Source organism: Parabacteroides leei, from assembly GCF_023369805.1.
GTDB lineage: Bacteria > Bacteroidota > Bacteroidia > Bacteroidales > Tannerellaceae > Parabacteroides > Parabacteroides leei.
The window spans coordinates 85,299-100,974 of sequence record NZ_JAMBQG010000016.1 but is presented as its reverse complement, the minus strand read 5'-3'; the positions used below and the strand labels follow the sequence as shown (position 1 = coordinate 100,974).

Here is a 15,676-nt window from a genome sequence, read left to right as displayed (position 1 = left end):
CTATGCTGTTCGTCTATAAAAAAGTAACATATGAAATTAGATAGATTTATTAACCGTCCGGTGCTTTCTACGGTGATCTCCATCGTAATTGTCATCCTGGGTATATTAGGTTTGTTCACATTGCCTATTACCCAATATCCGGACATTGCGCCTCCTACTGTTTCGGTAAGGGCCACTTATACGGGAGCCAATGCGCAAACCGTATTGAATAGTGTTATTGCGCCGCTGGAAGACCAGATCAACGGGGTTGAGAATATGATGTATATGACATCAAATGCATCTAACAATGGTTCTGCCGATATTTCCATATATTTTAAACAAGGAACCGACCCGGATATGGCGGCGGTAAACGTTCAGAACCGTGTGTCTATGGCACAAGGTTTGCTGCCGGCCGAGGTAACAAAAGTCGGTGTGACCACTCAGAAACGTCAGAACTCCATGCTGGTTGTTTTTGCCGTTTATGATGCGGAAGACCGTTACGACCAGAAGTTCCTTGAGAACTATGCAAAGATCAACCTGATCCCGGAAGTACAGCGTGTGCCGGGTGTTGGTGATGCCAACGTATTGGGTACCGACTATTCCATGCGTATCTGGCTGAAACCGGATGTGATGGCTCAATACAAGCTGGTTCCTAACGATGTGTCGAATGTTTTGGCTGAACAGAACGTGGAGGCGGCTCCGGGTTCTTTCGGTGAACAGGGAAACCAGTCATTCCAGTATACGATCCGTTATAAAGGACGTTTGCAGACTGCCGAAGAATTTGATAATATTGTAGTTAAAGCATTACCCGACGGTGAAGTGCTTCGTCTGAAAGACATTGCCGATATCGAATTGGGACGTTTGACTTATAACTATGTCAATAAAGTAAACGGCCATAATGCGGTAGCATGTATCGTATATCAGATGCCGGGAACGAATGCAACTGAAACAATCAACAACATCCAGGATCTGTTGGTAAAATCAGAGAGCACTATGCCGCCGGGTATGAAGGTGGAAGTATCTATGAATGCCAACGACTTCCTGTATGCCTCTATCCACGAGGTAATCAAAACTTTGCTGGAAGCCTTTATCCTCGTGTTTATCGTGGTGTATGTGTTCCTGCAGGATTTGCGTTCGACTTTAATTCCCGCTATTGCTATTCCGGTTGCTTTGGTCGGAACTTTCTTCCTGTTGTCATTGATCGGATTTAGTATCAACCTGTTGACACTTTGTGCGATGGTATTGGCCATTGCGATTGTGGTCGATGATGCGATAGTCGTCGTCGAGGGGGTCCATGCCAAGTTGGACCAGGGATATAAATCGTCGAAACAAGCATCTATCGATGCGATGAGTGAACTTGGCGGTGCAATCGTTTCTATTACATTGGTGATGATGTCTGTGTTTATCCCTGTAAGTTTCATGGGAGGTACAGCCGGGGTATTCTATCGCCAGTTCGGTGTGACTATGGCCATTGCTATCGGTCTGTCTGCGTTGAATGCGTTGACATTGAGTCCGGCACTTTGTGCTATCTTCCTGAAACCTCATGATACTGAACACGGAGAGAAGAAGACAACTCTCGTATCCCGTTTCCATACCTCTTTCAATGTGGCATACGATTCATTATTGAAGAGTTACAAAAAACGTGTTTTATTCTTTATCCAAAAGAAATGGTTGACATTCGGTACCGTTATAGCTTCTATCGCTTTATTGGTATTCTTTATGCAGGTAACGCCTACCGGTATGGTGCCGAATGAAGATATGGGTACTATCATGGGAGCTGTGACATTACCTCCCGGAGCATCCCAGGAACGTACGCTCGAAATCATGGAGCGTGTGGATAGCCTGATCGCTTCCGACCCGGCTGTGAAATCACGTACGGCCATTACCGGTTTCAGTTTCATCGGTGGCCAGGGACCTTCTTACGGTTCATTTATCATCAAGTTGAAGGATTGGGATGAACGTTCGATGACGCAGAGTGCCGAAGTCGTTTACGGTAGCTTGTTCATGCGTGCACAGAAAGTAGTGAAGGATGCCCAGGTATTATTTTTTACTCCGCCTATGATTCCGGGTTATTCCGCTTCCAGTGATATCGAATTGAATATGCAGGATAAGACCGGTGGTAGCCTGGAGAGATTCTTCTCGGTTTCCAAAGATTATATGGCAGCTCTGACAGCCCGTCCGGAGATCAAGTCGGCCCAGACTACTTTCAACCCGAACTTCCCGCAATATATGATCGATATCGATGCGGCAGCTTGTAAGAAAGTAGGTATCAGTCCGAGTGATATCCTTCTGACGCTGCAAGGTTATTATGGTGGTCTGTATGCCTCCAATTTCAACCGTTTCGGTAAGATGTACCGTGTAATGGTACAGGCCGACCCGGCTTTGAGAGCCAATATGGAATCATTGAAGAATGTCAAAGTAAGAAATGGGAACGAAATGGCACCGATCTCCCAGTTTATTACGATAGAAAAAGTATATGGTCCGGATATTATCAGCCGTTTCAATATGTACACCTCTTTGAAGGTGATGGTTGCTCCTGCCGATGGGTTCACCAGCGGTCAGGCACTGAAAGCTCTTGAAGAAGTGGCGAGCACAACGCTTCCTGCCGGTTTCGGTTACGAGCTGGGAGGTATGGCGCGTGAAGAGGCTGAGACCAGCGGTAGTACAACCGGTTTGATCTTCGTACTCTGTTTCGTATTCGTTTATCTGTTGCTGAGTGCGCAGTATGAAAGTTATGTATTGCCATTGGCCGTATTGCTTTCCATCCCGTTCGGTTTGATGGGTAGCTTCCTGTTCGTACAGGGGTGGGCCGCATTAGGTAGTATCCCGGCTTTGAAGATGATATTGGGAACGATGTCCAATAACATTTATATGCAGATCGCATTGATCATGTTGATGGGGCTGTTGGCGAAGAATGCTATTTTGATCGTAGAGTTCGCCCTCGACCGTCGCCGTATGGGTATGAGCATCACCTGGGCTGCCGTATTAGGTGCCGCAGCCCGTCTGCGTCCTATCCTGATGACCTCCCTGGCGATGGTAGTCGGTTTGTTGCCGATGATGTTTGCCTTCGGAGTAGGTGCCCACGGTAACCGTACGTTGGGTACTGCTGCTATCGGTGGTATGTTCGTCGGTATGATTTTCCAGATCCTGATCGTTCCGGCTCTGTTCGTAGTATTCCAGTACCTGCAGGAAAAGGTTAAACCGATCGAGTGGGAAGATCTGGACAACAGCGATTTGAATACGGAAATAGAACAGTACGCTAAAAATAAGTGAGAAGACAATGAAGAAGAAACAAATTATATATATGATGTGTGCAACCGCTCTGTTGAGCAGTTGCCACATCTATAAGGCATACGACCGTCCCGATACGATCACGACTGACGGTATTTATCGTGACCCGGTATCTGAAACAGACACACTGGCTGCGGATACTACGAATATGGGAAACATTCCCTGGAGAGATATTTTCCGCGATCCTAAATTGCAGGCGCTGATTGAAGAAGGCTTGACAAATAATGTAGATATGCAGGCTGCGGTTCTCCGTGTGGAGGAAGCGAAGGCATTGCTTACTTCTGCCCGTCTCTCTTTCCTTCCGTCGCTGAACCTGGCACCGCAAGGATCTACCACAACTATGGGGAATTCAAGCTATGCCAAGGCATACACTTTACCGGCGGCTGCAAGTTGGGAGGTAGACTTGTTCGGTAAGTTGCTCAATGCGAGTCGCGATCAGAAAACAATCTATCTGCAAAGCCAGTATTCGCAGCAGGCAGTGCGTTCGCAGCTTATCGGCGGTATTGCCAATACTTATTTTACCTTGCTGATGCTCGACCGTCAGGTAGAAATCACTACTGAAACTGTCGATATCTATAAAGAAAATGTACGTGCGATGGAGGCTATGAAGGAGGCAGGTATGACCACCGAAGCAGCTGTTGTACAGATGAAAGCTGTATACCACCAGGTTTCTTCATCGCTGATTAACCTGAAACGTCAGGTTCGTGAAGTAGAAAACTCATTGTCGGTCCTGTTGGCAAAAGCACCTCAGCAGATCGAGCGTGGCAGACTGGAAGATCAATATATTCCGGATGAACTGATGGCCGGTGTTCCTTTGCAGTTGCTGGAAAACCGTCCGGACGTGAAGATCGCAGAAATGTCGCTTGCAAGTGCTTATTATACGACAAACAAAGCGCGTGCTGCTTTCTATCCGGGACTGAACATTACGGCAACAGCCGGTTGGACAAATGGTTCGGGTATCACAGTATCCAATCCGGGACAATTCATGTTCCAGGCGTTGGCATCTCTGGCACAGCCTATCTTTAACAACGGTAAGCTGATGGCTAACCTGAAAGTATCGAAAGCAGAAGAGAAGATTGCACAGATGAATTATCAGCAATCTATTCTTCAGGCAGGTAAGGAGGTTAGCGATGCACTGCATCTGTATGATGCCACTAACAAGATGCTGGTTCAGGATAAGGAGCAGATCGAGCAATTGGAGAAGGCGGTAGAATATACGAAAGCCCTGTTCCAGTCAGCCCAGTCTACTTATCTGGAGATCTTATCAGCACAGCAGAGCCTGCTCAGTGCACAATTGACAGAAGTATCCGACAATGTTCAGCGTATGCAGGCTGTTATCAATCTGTATAGCGCTGTCGGTGGAGGAAGAGAGTAATAACCATTAAAACTTTAGATTATTATGATTAGTCCGTTAGCTTATGTAGATGCCGGCGCCAAACTGGGAACGAATGTTACTGTTCATCCTTTTGCCTACATCGATAAGAATGTAGAGATCGGTGATGGTTGCGAGATCATGCCCCATGCCAGCATCATGAGTGGTGCACGTTTAGGTAAGAACAATCGCGTGTTCAACGGGGCTGTGATTGCAGCAGAACCTCAGGATTTCAAATATAAGGGTGACACTACGCTGGCAGTTATCGGTGATGGTAATGTGATCCGTGAAAACGTTGTGATCAATCGTGCCACTACGCCGGACGGGCAGACATTTATCGGTAACGGTAACTTCCTGCACGAAGGCGTTCATATTTCGCACGACACCCATATCGGTAATCATTGTGTGTTGGGATATGGCAGCAAGATTTCGGGAAACTGTTTCTTTGAAGATTTCGCCATCTTCGGCGGCAATGTATTGGCAAGCCAGGGAAGCCGTATCGGTACTTGGTCGATGACACAGACCGGTTGCCGTTTCCGTAAGGATGTTCCTCCTTATATCGTGGCAGCTCAGGAACCGACTACTTATTATGGCGTTAACTCCGTTATCCTGTCACATCAGGGAGTAAGCGAAAAGATCATTAAGCATATCAGCCATGCTTACCGTATCATTTACCAGGGTAACACAAGTCTTTTTGATGCTCTGTTAATGATAAAGGACCAGGTGCCAATGAGTGCAGAGATAGAACATATTATTGATTTTATCAATGCTTCGAAGCTGGGAATTATCGGAAGATAAATACTCGGTTTAATATATGAAAAGCGGAATCTTCAATTATGAAGGTTCCGTTTTTTTATTCGGTAGATGGAGAGGATCGTCGGGAAATAGTTTTTTCGATTCCTTTTTTGATGCGGATGCGTGGATAAGATTTGTTACTGTTCAACAAGGTGAGGAGACACGAAAGACAAGTATACGCAACATGCCTGGGATGAAGGAATGTTGGAGATACAAATGGCTTGCGTAGTTTATTCCGTACAGGATAGTATATACCCACCATTTTTGTAATGGGGAATATCTTTTAAGGTGGATGGGGAATGATAAAGTAGCTGAATAAATGAATGTCTCATTTCTCTTATTGTATTATTCGGCATGTAATGAAATGCTGATGCAGGGGGGCGTTAATTTCCTCGTAAGGAAACTGTAATTTCCTGCGCAGGAAATCCATGTTCCCTGCCCGGGAAATTACAGTTTTCTGCGGAGGAAACCGGAGTTTCCTTACGAGGGGAATTGTTAGGAAACTGGAGTTTCCATGTTATTGAATTACGAGGAGACTGTAATAGGCTGATATCTAATAAATAACTCCAATCCGGAAACAAATGTATATCTGTACATCATTCTATCCTGATACTATGTATGGAAAGTATTGTCTGTCGTTAATTAATTTAATCTTTCCTGTAATCAGTGTTTTAGTTATTGTCAATAATGGGTTAATGGAGATTACAAAGGAAGGGTGTGTTTATAATGGTTGTTCGTACAAAGATTGCAGGTAGTTACGTACTTTTTTGAAAAGTTCGCTAATATGCATGATTGTTCTGCCGGGGTGGCGGCAAATAATGCGGTAGACAGGGCTTCGCCTTCGGCTCCGGTCGGGGTAATGACGGATATTTCTTTCTGTCCTGTTATAAATTCTCCGTTGCGGGGGTTGCGGATGTGTTGCCGGTCGGTACGGTTATTGCCTGAGGTGGTCAATACTTCATCGGTAAGCAGTACCTCATTGACCATCCAGCCTTTTCCTGCCGGATGATTACCGATAGCAAGAACAGAACTGGTTCCGAGGCTGATTAATGCGTCTTGTATGGATTGTTCTTTCAGTATCGTCCGGATCTTATCCAGTGTATATCCTTTGATATATCCGCACAGATCGAGAGTGATACCCTGCTTGCTGAAGTAAACGGTTTGCTGGTCCTGATCCATGATGACGCAACCGACCCTGTCTTCCTGTTGTATTGTCGACTGGACTGTGATGTCGAAGCACTGGCAGGTTCGTTCGTATAAATCAAAACAATCGGATAAAATATGGAAAAGTTCTTCACTTACGACAACCGGATGGAGGCAGGCTGTCCGGTTGAGGAGGTATAGTTCGCTGTCAGGGTTGAAGCGGTCGGCTATCTTTTCCTGCCGGGCTATTTCCTGTTTGATCTGATGGGCGGTCTCCTGACAATGGTTTTCCGACCGATCACACAGTATGAGGTCGATGCGTGTGTGCATGGCCTCATACCATGTGTATAGTACGCCGTTATCGGCATTCAGTTGTCGGAATATATCAGGCATTCTGTGAAAATGACGGATTATTTCAGTTCTTTGATCTTGACATTCTTGAAGTGTACTTCATCGCCATGATCTTGCAAAAGGATATGACCTTCTTCCGCTTCTCCGAAGTTTGGCCAATCGGCATATTTACTTCCGGCTACGAGCGCTCTCCACATTTGGTCGTTACGGTTGTATTCTACTACCAACATGCCGTTTAGCCAGTGTTCGATATGATTGCCTTTCACTACAATACGTGCGGTGTTGAACTCATTCTTCTTGAATGGTTTCTCCTGGCAGGCCGGGATCAGGTCGTATAATGAACCGACTGTCCGGTTCCCTTTTCTTCCCAGTTTGGCATCCGGGTGCTTGTCGTCGTCCAGGATCTGGAACTCGCAACCGATAGCCGATCCTTTTCCTTTATTCAGTTCCGGGTCGACGAAATACTTGATACCGCTGTTGGCCCCTTCCGTGATCTTGAAGTCGGCAACCAGTTCAAAGTTTTTGTATGTTTTGATGGTGACGATATCGCCTCCGTTGCCCGACTCTTCTCCTTTGGCTTTCTCTACCACCAGTTCGTCGCCGATGATCGTCCATCCCTTTTTAGGAAATTCCTGCAATTTGGCACCGCGCCAGCCGTTGGTTGTTTTTCCGTCCCAGAGAAGTTCCCAGCCTTCATTCTTTTCCTGGCTGGTCAATACGTTATCTGCTTGTGCAAAAGCACTGATAGGAGCTAAAGTGCAACTCATCAGAGCTAAATAGATGAATCCTTTTTTCATGATAATTTACTTGTAAGTTTAATCGTTATTTTGTTGACTTATCGTTTCGATATTCGTTTGACAGAGAAGAATACCAGGCGGATAATGGCCCAAATGATATAAAGTACGACGGAACAGATCGTAACGAATCCGATGGATGTGAAAAGTTCCGCCCACGATGTTTTGAATGTATATATAGAATATATGTTTACGAGATTGGCAATGATAAAACAAACTACGAATGCCAGCAACTCGCTCCGCTTTCTCTTTGCTGTAATGATGGTATCTTTCATGACTTCGGGCTTTTATGGTTCAAATAATCCAGTTTGTATTCGTCGGGGAAGGTGAGGATCTGTCCTTCTTCGATCGCCTGATAACCCAGAAGTGTCATTGCACTGGCATAATATCCTTCTTCGGCAATATGTTCCGGTTGTTTACCTGTAATGACAGCTTCCACATACGCTTCGAGCAGGAGGGAGGTGCCGTCGCCTTCGGGACGTTTACCGAGAATGAATTGGCCACTGTTGCTTTTGGCCGTTTCCGGTTCCCAACTGGTTCCGGCAAATGCAACGGAATCGAACAAGCTGTTCTCCATCTGGTTGAGGAGTTGAAGGAATCCGGGAGCCGGAGCGGGTGTCTCGAAGTAGTATTTTCCTGCTTCGGGTTCGACAGTTCCCAGATGCCCCATGATCTGTTCTTCCAGTCCGTAAAATTTGTTGGAAATGATGGAATCGAACGTCAATTTCACGCCGTTATCGAACACATAAATGCAACTGACGTTGTCGTCTACTTCCCGTCCGTCTTTCCAGTAGGTGATAGCACCGTGTCCCATCACCTTGTTGGGGATGGAGCGCATGGCCCAGCTTCCTATCTGCAATTGGTGGCAGCCCAGTTCTGTCATCAGGCCGCGGGAATATTCTTTATAGAGACGCCAGTTGATGAACCGTTCCATATCCGGGGAGGGAACTTCGCGGCGCCAGTCGCCGTTTCTGTACCAGAATGTATGGATACCTTCGATCTCTCCGAACATGCCGGAATGAACCATTTCCATCGTTTTGATATAGCGGGGATCGAACAGGCGCTGCTGGCCGGTGAAAAAGACTTTGCCTGTCTCCTTATGCTTCATATACATCTCCCAGCAATCTTTTACAGTCATGGACAATGCTTTTTCGCAGAAGACATGTTTGCCGGCTTCGAATGCGGCGATAGCGATCTCTTTATGCAGATACAAAGGGACAGCGATGACGACTGCATCGATTTCTTTATTCTCTAATAAAGCTTTGTAGTCTTTATAGACTTTTGCTTTCGGTACTATCTTCAATGCATTATCGATTGAAGGTTGGTAAATGTCGCATACTGCGACGATATCCGCTTTCGGATTTTTTGCAAGGAATCCTAATAAGAAACATCCGCGTGATCCCGGTCCTATGAATCCTATCCGGGCTTTGTTACCCGTCGTGTGTTCTACATCGGCAAAAGCGGAGAACCAGGGGCTGGAAAGTAGTAATAAGCCTCCCTCTATCGCTCCGATTCTTTTCAGGAAATCTCTTCTGTTGATTGATTCGTTGTTCATAACAGATTTAATATTAATAGACTGATGGTATTATGATATGCAAAAGTATCTTTTATTTTTTAGAGATCATACTTTTGGCTTTTATTTAGCTGGAAGACGAGGCTTTTTTTTGCCTCGCCTTCTATATTAAGACCACAACAGATTAATAGTAACCTTCATTTTGCTCTTCACTGATCTCTCCGGCCGGGTTCAGGCGGTCGATATGTTTCTGCGGGATCGGACGAAGTTTGTGATATGGTTTTATATGAATAGCTTCCGGATTATATTTCTTCACCCAGTCATACAATAATTCGCAACGAACCAGGTCTTCCCAACGATTTGTTTCTCCCAGCAATTCGCGTCCCCGTTCGTTGAGGATGAATGTAATAAAATCATCTTTCAGGTCTGTCGCCTTAACTTTCAGATCCTCATAGGTACTTTTAGTATCGTTTGCACCTCCTTCGAAGAGCCAGATTTGTTGTTCTTTCTGTTCTCCTTCAGCCCATGCGGCACGTTTACGGATCACATTGATATATTCGGCAGCTTTATCGAACTCACCTTTGCGACCTGCTGCTTCGGCTGCCAATAGATATGTTTCAGCCAGACGCATGCGAACCCATTCGCGTGAACCCTTTTCTTCCGAAACGGAAGGACGGTTCGGGTCCAGATATTTGACCAATGACGGGAAATAACGGATCGAATGCATTTCACGGGGGAAGTAAGAATAAGTATAGTTGGCACGGAGTTTACGCATGTTATCGCTGTTGGATTCGAATCCGGTCTTTTCCATTGTGTAATAGATGGCCGTATCACCATGCTGGAACTTCTGTTTGCCGTCGATTTGTCCTTTGGATGGGTCCGGGTTGAAATAAACAGTACCATCATACGACAGCGGTTCCCATACGGGCAGCGTGTTTACGTTATTGGCATAATATACCCATTTAAAACTTTTGTAAAAACGTGAATCGTGCAGACGGTCGAACAAGTCGTCCATCGTTTTCTTCGTTGCTACATGGCGACGATACGGACGGCCGTTTGCAATATCACGCAACATGCCCGGCTGATCTTCATACCAGGACAACCAGAATAGATGCTGTTTGTTTCCATCGCCATTAAACATCGGTTCTGTCGTGAACTGTACGGCAAATACGACTTCCGAATTTCCCTGGTTACTGATATCCCACAGGGAAGAGAAGTTTTCCTGAAGAGTAAAGGCTCCGCTATTGATCACTTTTTCAGCATAATATAACGTACTGTCCATGTCTGTCGTTTGCTGGCCGCGCTGGTCGTTGACGGCACTGCCCCTGGTCAGATAAACTTTCGACAATAAATGTGCGGCAGAATAGCAGGTGGCACGTCCTTTGGTCGCAACTTTTACCGGCAGGTTTTCTGCGGCATTGCGTAAATCGCTTATAATTAAATTATATATGTCGGCTATCGGGGCACGTTTAAAATTCGTACGGATATCGAAACTACCTTCAGTCACCAGCGGTATGCGTCCGAACTGTTGTACCAGGTCGAAATAAAGGTAAGCACGGATGAACTGCATTTCTGCGTAGCTCTGCGATTTTACGTTTTCAAGCAAATCCTGTGAATCCAGAATTTTCTGCATGGCGATATTGGCATCACTGATCCCTTTATAGTGGTTCTCCCACATCTCATATAAAATACCGTCATCCGGATTCAACTGTGTCGCATACTTGTTATATGATTCGCGGTGACTACCGTCTTCCCCTTCCGTGAACAGGTCCGTACCATGTTCGGTCAGGACATCAAAACGTTCACCTCCGACTCCCCAGCGGAGAAAGCCGTACGCGGCCGTAATGGCTGCATTTACTCCGGCTTCCGTTTCGTAATAGTCGTACGACATTACCGGTGCATCATCTTCGCTTAACCAACTGCTGCAACCTGACGTAGAGAGTGTCAAGCCTGCCAGCATGTAGTAATATATAGATTTCATTTTCATTCTTTATTTATAAGGTTAAAATTACAAAGTCATGTTTATACCAAATACCCACGAACTTACACTCGGAGTACCGAAGCCGCTACCGTCTGTTTTAGGATTGCCGGAGTCGTCCACCTTGGCTGCTTCCGGATCGATACCTGTGTAATTGGTAAAAATAAACGGATTCTGGGCGGTAAAGTATACACGCAGCTTTTCTACCATGAACTTCTTGGTAAGGTTTTTGGGCAATGTATATCCCAGTGTCATTGTTTTTACACGCAGGTAATCGGCCTTTTCATAATAAGTGGATGTAATATAGATCGGACGTTCTTCATCGATGCTGGGACGAGGATAAGCGTTCGTCGGATTATTCGGTGTCCAATAATCTACTTTTACGCCACCGTTACGTCCGCAATGTTCCACTGCATAAATATCGTTATACAGCATGGCTCCCATACTGGCATATAAAAAGACCGACAGGTCGAAATTCTTATAATTAAAGGTATTTACCATACTGGCAATCAGTTTCGGACGCGGATTTCCAAGTATCTGCTTATCGGCATCCGTAATCTTATGGTCACCGTTCACATCCTCGATTTTGATATCTCCCGGAACAAAGTCGGTACCGTTGGCTGCAAATTTTGCCATTTCAGCCAGGTCGGCTTCGGTGTTCTGCCAGATTCCAACTTTTTTGTAATCATAATGTACATTGACCGGCTGGCCGATGAACCATTTACTTCCTATATCATCATTTTTACCGTTGTATAATTCAACGATTTCTTCTTTGTTTGAGGACAACATCAAATCCGTGCTCCACTGGAAGTCTTTCGTATTGATATTCATTGTATTAATAGAGACTTCTATACCTTTATTACGGGTCTTGCCTACATTTGACAGCACGTTAGGGAAACCGGAAACAACCGGCAACTGGCGTTCCAGCAACAGATCGTGTGTGTTCTGCATATATAAATCGATCGTACCGTTGACACGTCCTTTTAAAATTCCGAAATCCAAACCGAGGTTCCATTGGTCGGTCGTTTCCCATGTCAGCAAACTGTTTGCCATGATATTGGGGGCATAACCGATTGTTCCCGAAGCACCGTTGTCAAACGGATATCGGATCAATGTCAAACGGCCTTTTGTCTGGTAAGGATCTACAGCCGAGTTACCGGTCTTACCAAAGCCGAGTCGCAGTTTCAGGTTATCCAGCCAACCGGATGTATTAGCCATGAAAGATTCCTCGTTAATACGCCATGCCAGGGCGGCGGAAGGGAAAAGAACCCATTTGTGTCCGTCTGCCAAACGGGAAGAACCGTCGTAACGGGCAGATACAGTTAACAGATACCGTCCTAAATAGTTATAATTGATACGTCCCATGAACGATGCCATATTCCATTTAACCATCGAGCTACCGATCGTGTTGGTCACCAGTCCTGATCCTAAATCGTAATATTTAAGATTATCCGACGGCAGGTTTTCCATAGCGACATTGACATTTTCCTTTTTATCTTCCTGGATCGATTGTAACAAGGTTACACCCAATGTGTGTTTATCGTTAAAGGTCTTATCATAAAAAAGCATATTTTCCAATGTAAACATCGTATACTTGTCTACGGCATTTTTAGCGTAGGAAGTACCCATACCTCGGCTACTTGTTTTCGCCGATCTGAACTCGTAATCTTGTACGGTGCGAGAGTCGATACCTAAGTTAGAGCGGAATTTCAAACCGTCGACCGGTAATTTGATATCCAGGAAATAGCTACCCAGATAACGGGTCGTTTTCAACGGACGGTCTACTGCTCCCGGAACAAGGTCCATCATCGTGTTATATACATTGTAAGAACCTGGTAACGGGATAAATTCTCCCTTATCATCCCACAACAGGGCCAGGGGGCTTAAACGCCAACCACTGGCAAGTCCGGAACCGCGCTGTTGAGTAGCGTGTGAATATTGTGTCTGTGCTCCGATCTTTACATACTTGTTGATCTCATGATTCAGGTTCAAACGAATAGAGTAACGTTCATAATCTTCATCTTTGAAAATACCGTTATTCTTATTGTAAGTAGCAGAAGCCAGGAAGTTGGTCCGTTCGCCGCCACCGCGGATACTCAGTTGATGGTCGGTCACCATACCGGTACGGGTCACATTATCCATATAATGTGTGGTACGTACCCGGGACGGATCATAAACGCCATTGTCTCCCCAACCCATCATGACAGATTCCATGATCGACGGGTCACGTGTGAATCCCGGACAAACCAGGTCCTGGTCTCTGGATGCTATATCCGAATTGTATCGTATCGCAGAGTTTGCTGTGTTGCGATAAGCTTCACGAGTGTATTCCGCATATTCTCCGCCATCCCATAATTCCAACTGGTTTAAGATGGTTTGTGCGCCCACATAACCGTTGTAGTCAATTTGGGTTTTGCCGGATTTGCCTTGTTTGGTACTAATCAGAATAACACCGTTAGCACCACGGGCACCATAGATGGCGGTAGCGGAGGCATCTTTCAATACTTCCATAGACTCGATATCCGAGGGGCTGATCTCTCCCATACCGCCGGTAACGGGCACACCGTCAATTACATACAATGGGTCGTTGCTGGCTTTAATAGAACGTTTACCACGGATCATTACACTAGGAGTTGCCCCCGGCGACCAGTTTGAGTTGGATACTACCACGCCCGGGATACGTCCTTGCAGCGCTTCGGCAGCAGTGGTAGTCGGAACAGCCGTGATCTTGGCAGCATTGACAGAGGCGACTGCTCCGGTCAGGTCTCTTTTCTTAACGGTACCATAACCGACAACAACCACTTCATCCAGTCCCTGTGCATCCTCTTTCAGCAAAACATCTATTTTACTGGCGTTCGATACCTTAACTTCTACGGGAAGGTAACCGATGTAAGAGATCAGTAATGATTCTCCGGAGGCTGTATTAAGGGTAAAATTACCGTCGATATCGGTTATTGTTCCATTGGTAGTGCCTTTCACAACAACGTTGGCACCAATGACGGGCGTACCTGTTTCGTCCAGCACAACTCCTGTGATTGTTTTTTCCACTTGTTTGCCGGAAGCTTTAGCCGGAGCTTTGACGATTACGATTGTCTTGTTACTAATTTTGTAAGAAAGACCGTGTTTTTCCAGTACTAGATTCAGGACCTCCTGTAGAGGACGGTCTGTTACTGAAACTACGATATCCGGATTTTCACTCAGGATAATATCCCGGTAAACAACGGATAAAGAAGATTGAGCTTCTATTTTATTAAAGAACTCTTTTAGCGTGACATTCTGCAGATTCATCGATATTTTTTGCGAAATGTCCTGCGCATACATTGTAGAACAGAAGAATAGGAGTACAATACTCCAAAACACTTGCTTCATGATTACTTTAAATTAGATTTAAGTTGATATTTAATATTAATACATACTCTGTTTGATAGATAAATACTTCATTTCATAGGCTTACTTATTTTTTTAATTTATTAGACTTATTGATTACTACATTGTTTCCTGTTATTTCATAATTGAATCCGTATTGAATTTTCAAAGCCTCCATTACATAAGGCAGTTGTTCGTTTTTGAAGGAACCGGAAATACGGTCGTTGGCTATTTCCGGACATTTCAATTCAATATTTACACCGTACCATCGCTCTATTTTATGGAATACGGTACTTAATTTCTCTGAGTTGAACACAAGATGGTTGCGTGTCCAGGCTGTTTCTTTTAGATTGTCTGTGTTGTAAAGGTCGATTTTATGATTGTTGGAATAGATTGCTTTCTGATTGGGCTTTAATATAAACGTTTCAGACGGATATTTCGAATCATAAAGACGGATAGATCCTTCTATCAGGGATGTTTCGATCGAATTATTCTCTTCGCAGGAACGGACGTTGAAACTGGTGCCTAGTACCTCGATATTCAAATCTCCTACTTGCACGACGAAAGGATGTTGCTTGTCTTTTGATACATGAAAATAGGCTTCCCCCGCCAGTTTGACGATTCGTTTACCATCCAGATAGGTATATGATAAAGAGCTTTCTGAGTTTAATTTAACGGAACTCTTATCCGGCAATGTTAACTGTACTTTGTTCCCGGACGGAACTTCTGCGAGGAAGGGGGCATGGGATTGCTGTTTCTGGATAACAGATATATTCCAACCTGTAACAGCGATCAGGGTAATCACTGCGATAGCTGCAGCAATTCGGTACCACTGTGTAAACGATCTTTTCTGTTGAGGTACTATTTGTTCGTGAAGTTTTTGATGTATATCCTGTTTGCGTTGTGCATCCATTGCCGGATAACTATCGTTCTCTTGCCAGAAGTTTTCCATGCTTTTCGTTAATTCGGTATCCGGGAGTCGATTCAAAGATTCTTTGAAATCTCTGAATCGTTCCTTGTCGGTATTTCCATTTAAGAATTGAGAATATAATTTGTTGAATAAATCAGTCATAATTTCTTGATCGTTTATAGTT

Annotated in this window: 9 protein-coding genes and 1 pseudogene; 3 read left to right on the top strand and 7 right to left on the bottom strand. The window is 44.9% G+C overall.

What is annotated here, in order from left to right:
* Positions 1-30: 30 nt before the first annotated feature.
* Genes M1P97_RS19745 through lpxA form a run of 3 tightly spaced genes read left to right on the top strand, consistent with a single transcriptional unit; the run spans position 31 to position 5,440 of the window.
* Positions 31-3,252 (top strand): efflux RND transporter permease subunit, encoded by a 3,222-nt coding sequence (locus M1P97_RS19745; protein ID WP_195374961.1) that lies wholly within the window; start codon positions 31-33, stop codon positions 3,250-3,252.
* 7 nt (positions 3,253-3,259) lie between these two features.
* Positions 3,260-4,645, top strand: coding sequence for an efflux transporter outer membrane subunit (locus M1P97_RS19740; protein WP_195374960.1), 1,386 nt, complete (start codon positions 3,260-3,262; stop codon positions 4,643-4,645).
* Between the two features lie 24 nt (positions 4,646-4,669).
* Positions 4,670-5,440 carry an acyl-ACP--UDP-N-acetylglucosamine O-acyltransferase gene (lpxA, locus tag M1P97_RS19735; protein WP_195374959.1) on the top strand — a complete coding sequence of 257 codons (771 nt, stop codon included), beginning with the start codon at positions 4,670-4,672 and terminating at the stop codon, positions 5,438-5,440.
* 699 nt (positions 5,441-6,139) lie between these two features.
* Here the strand turns inward: lpxA and M1P97_RS19730 are convergent.
* The 7 genes and pseudogenes from M1P97_RS19730 to M1P97_RS19700 form a co-directional block, all read right to left on the bottom strand.
* Positions 6,140-6,973, bottom strand: a complete 834-nt coding sequence (locus M1P97_RS19730; protein ID WP_249389968.1) for an FAD:protein FMN transferase — start codon at positions 6,971-6,973, stop codon at positions 6,140-6,142.
* 17 nt (positions 6,974-6,990) lie between these two features.
* Positions 6,991-7,635: pseudogene (locus M1P97_RS19725) on the bottom strand (3-keto-disaccharide hydrolase); the annotation flags it as partial.
* Between the two features lie 131 nt (positions 7,636-7,766).
* On the bottom strand, positions 7,767-8,000 hold the full coding sequence (locus M1P97_RS19720; RefSeq protein WP_195374956.1) for a hypothetical protein: 234 nt from the start codon (positions 7,998-8,000) through the stop codon (positions 7,767-7,769).
* Positions 7,997-9,280 (bottom strand): Gfo/Idh/MocA family protein, encoded by a 1,284-nt coding sequence (locus M1P97_RS19715; RefSeq protein WP_195374955.1) that lies wholly within the window; start codon positions 9,278-9,280, stop codon positions 7,997-7,999. Before M1P97_RS19715 ends, M1P97_RS19720 begins: the two co-directional genes overlap by 4 nt.
* 142 nt (positions 9,281-9,422) lie before the next feature.
* Complete coding sequence (locus tag M1P97_RS19710) at positions 9,423-11,225, bottom strand: RagB/SusD family nutrient uptake outer membrane protein (RefSeq protein ID WP_195374954.1); 1,803 nt, start codon at positions 11,223-11,225, stop codon at positions 9,423-9,425.
* Between the two features lie 21 nt (positions 11,226-11,246).
* Complete coding sequence (locus M1P97_RS19705) at positions 11,247-14,585, bottom strand: TonB-dependent receptor (protein ID WP_195374953.1); 3,339 nt, start codon at positions 14,583-14,585, stop codon at positions 11,247-11,249.
* 85 nt (positions 14,586-14,670) lie between these two features.
* Complete coding sequence (locus M1P97_RS19700) at positions 14,671-15,654, bottom strand: FecR family protein (RefSeq protein ID WP_249389966.1); 984 nt, start codon at positions 15,652-15,654, stop codon at positions 14,671-14,673.
* Positions 15,655-15,676: the final 22 nt, after the last annotated feature.

Bases quoted from the DNA above. Each gene is read 5' to 3' on its own strand.
- M1P97_RS19720 (WP_195374956.1), bottom strand. From the start codon at position 8,000: ATGAAAGATACCATCATTACAGCAAAGAGAAAGCGGAGCGAGTTGCTG.
- M1P97_RS19730 (WP_249389968.1), bottom strand. From the start codon at position 6,973: ATGCCTGATATATTCCGACAACTGAATGCCGATAACGGCGTACTATAC.
- M1P97_RS19710 (WP_195374954.1), bottom strand. From the start codon at position 11,225: ATGAAAATGAAATCTATATATTACTACATGCTGGCAGGCTTGACACTC.
- M1P97_RS19745 (WP_195374961.1), top strand. From the start codon at position 31: ATGAAATTAGATAGATTTATTAACCGTCCGGTGCTTTCTACGGTGATC.
- M1P97_RS19705 (WP_195374953.1), bottom strand. From the start codon at position 14,585: ATGAAGCAAGTGTTTTGGAGTATTGTACTCCTATTCTTCTGTTCTACA.
- M1P97_RS19715 (WP_195374955.1), bottom strand. From the start codon at position 9,280: ATGAACAACGAATCAATCAACAGAAGAGATTTCCTGAAAAGAATCGGA.
- M1P97_RS19700 (WP_249389966.1), bottom strand. From the start codon at position 15,654: ATGACTGATTTATTCAACAAATTATATTCTCAATTCTTAAATGGAAAT.
- M1P97_RS19740 (WP_195374960.1), top strand. From the start codon at position 3,260: ATGAAGAAGAAACAAATTATATATATGATGTGTGCAACCGCTCTGTTG.
- lpxA (WP_195374959.1), top strand. From the start codon at position 4,670: ATGATTAGTCCGTTAGCTTATGTAGATGCCGGCGCCAAACTGGGAACG.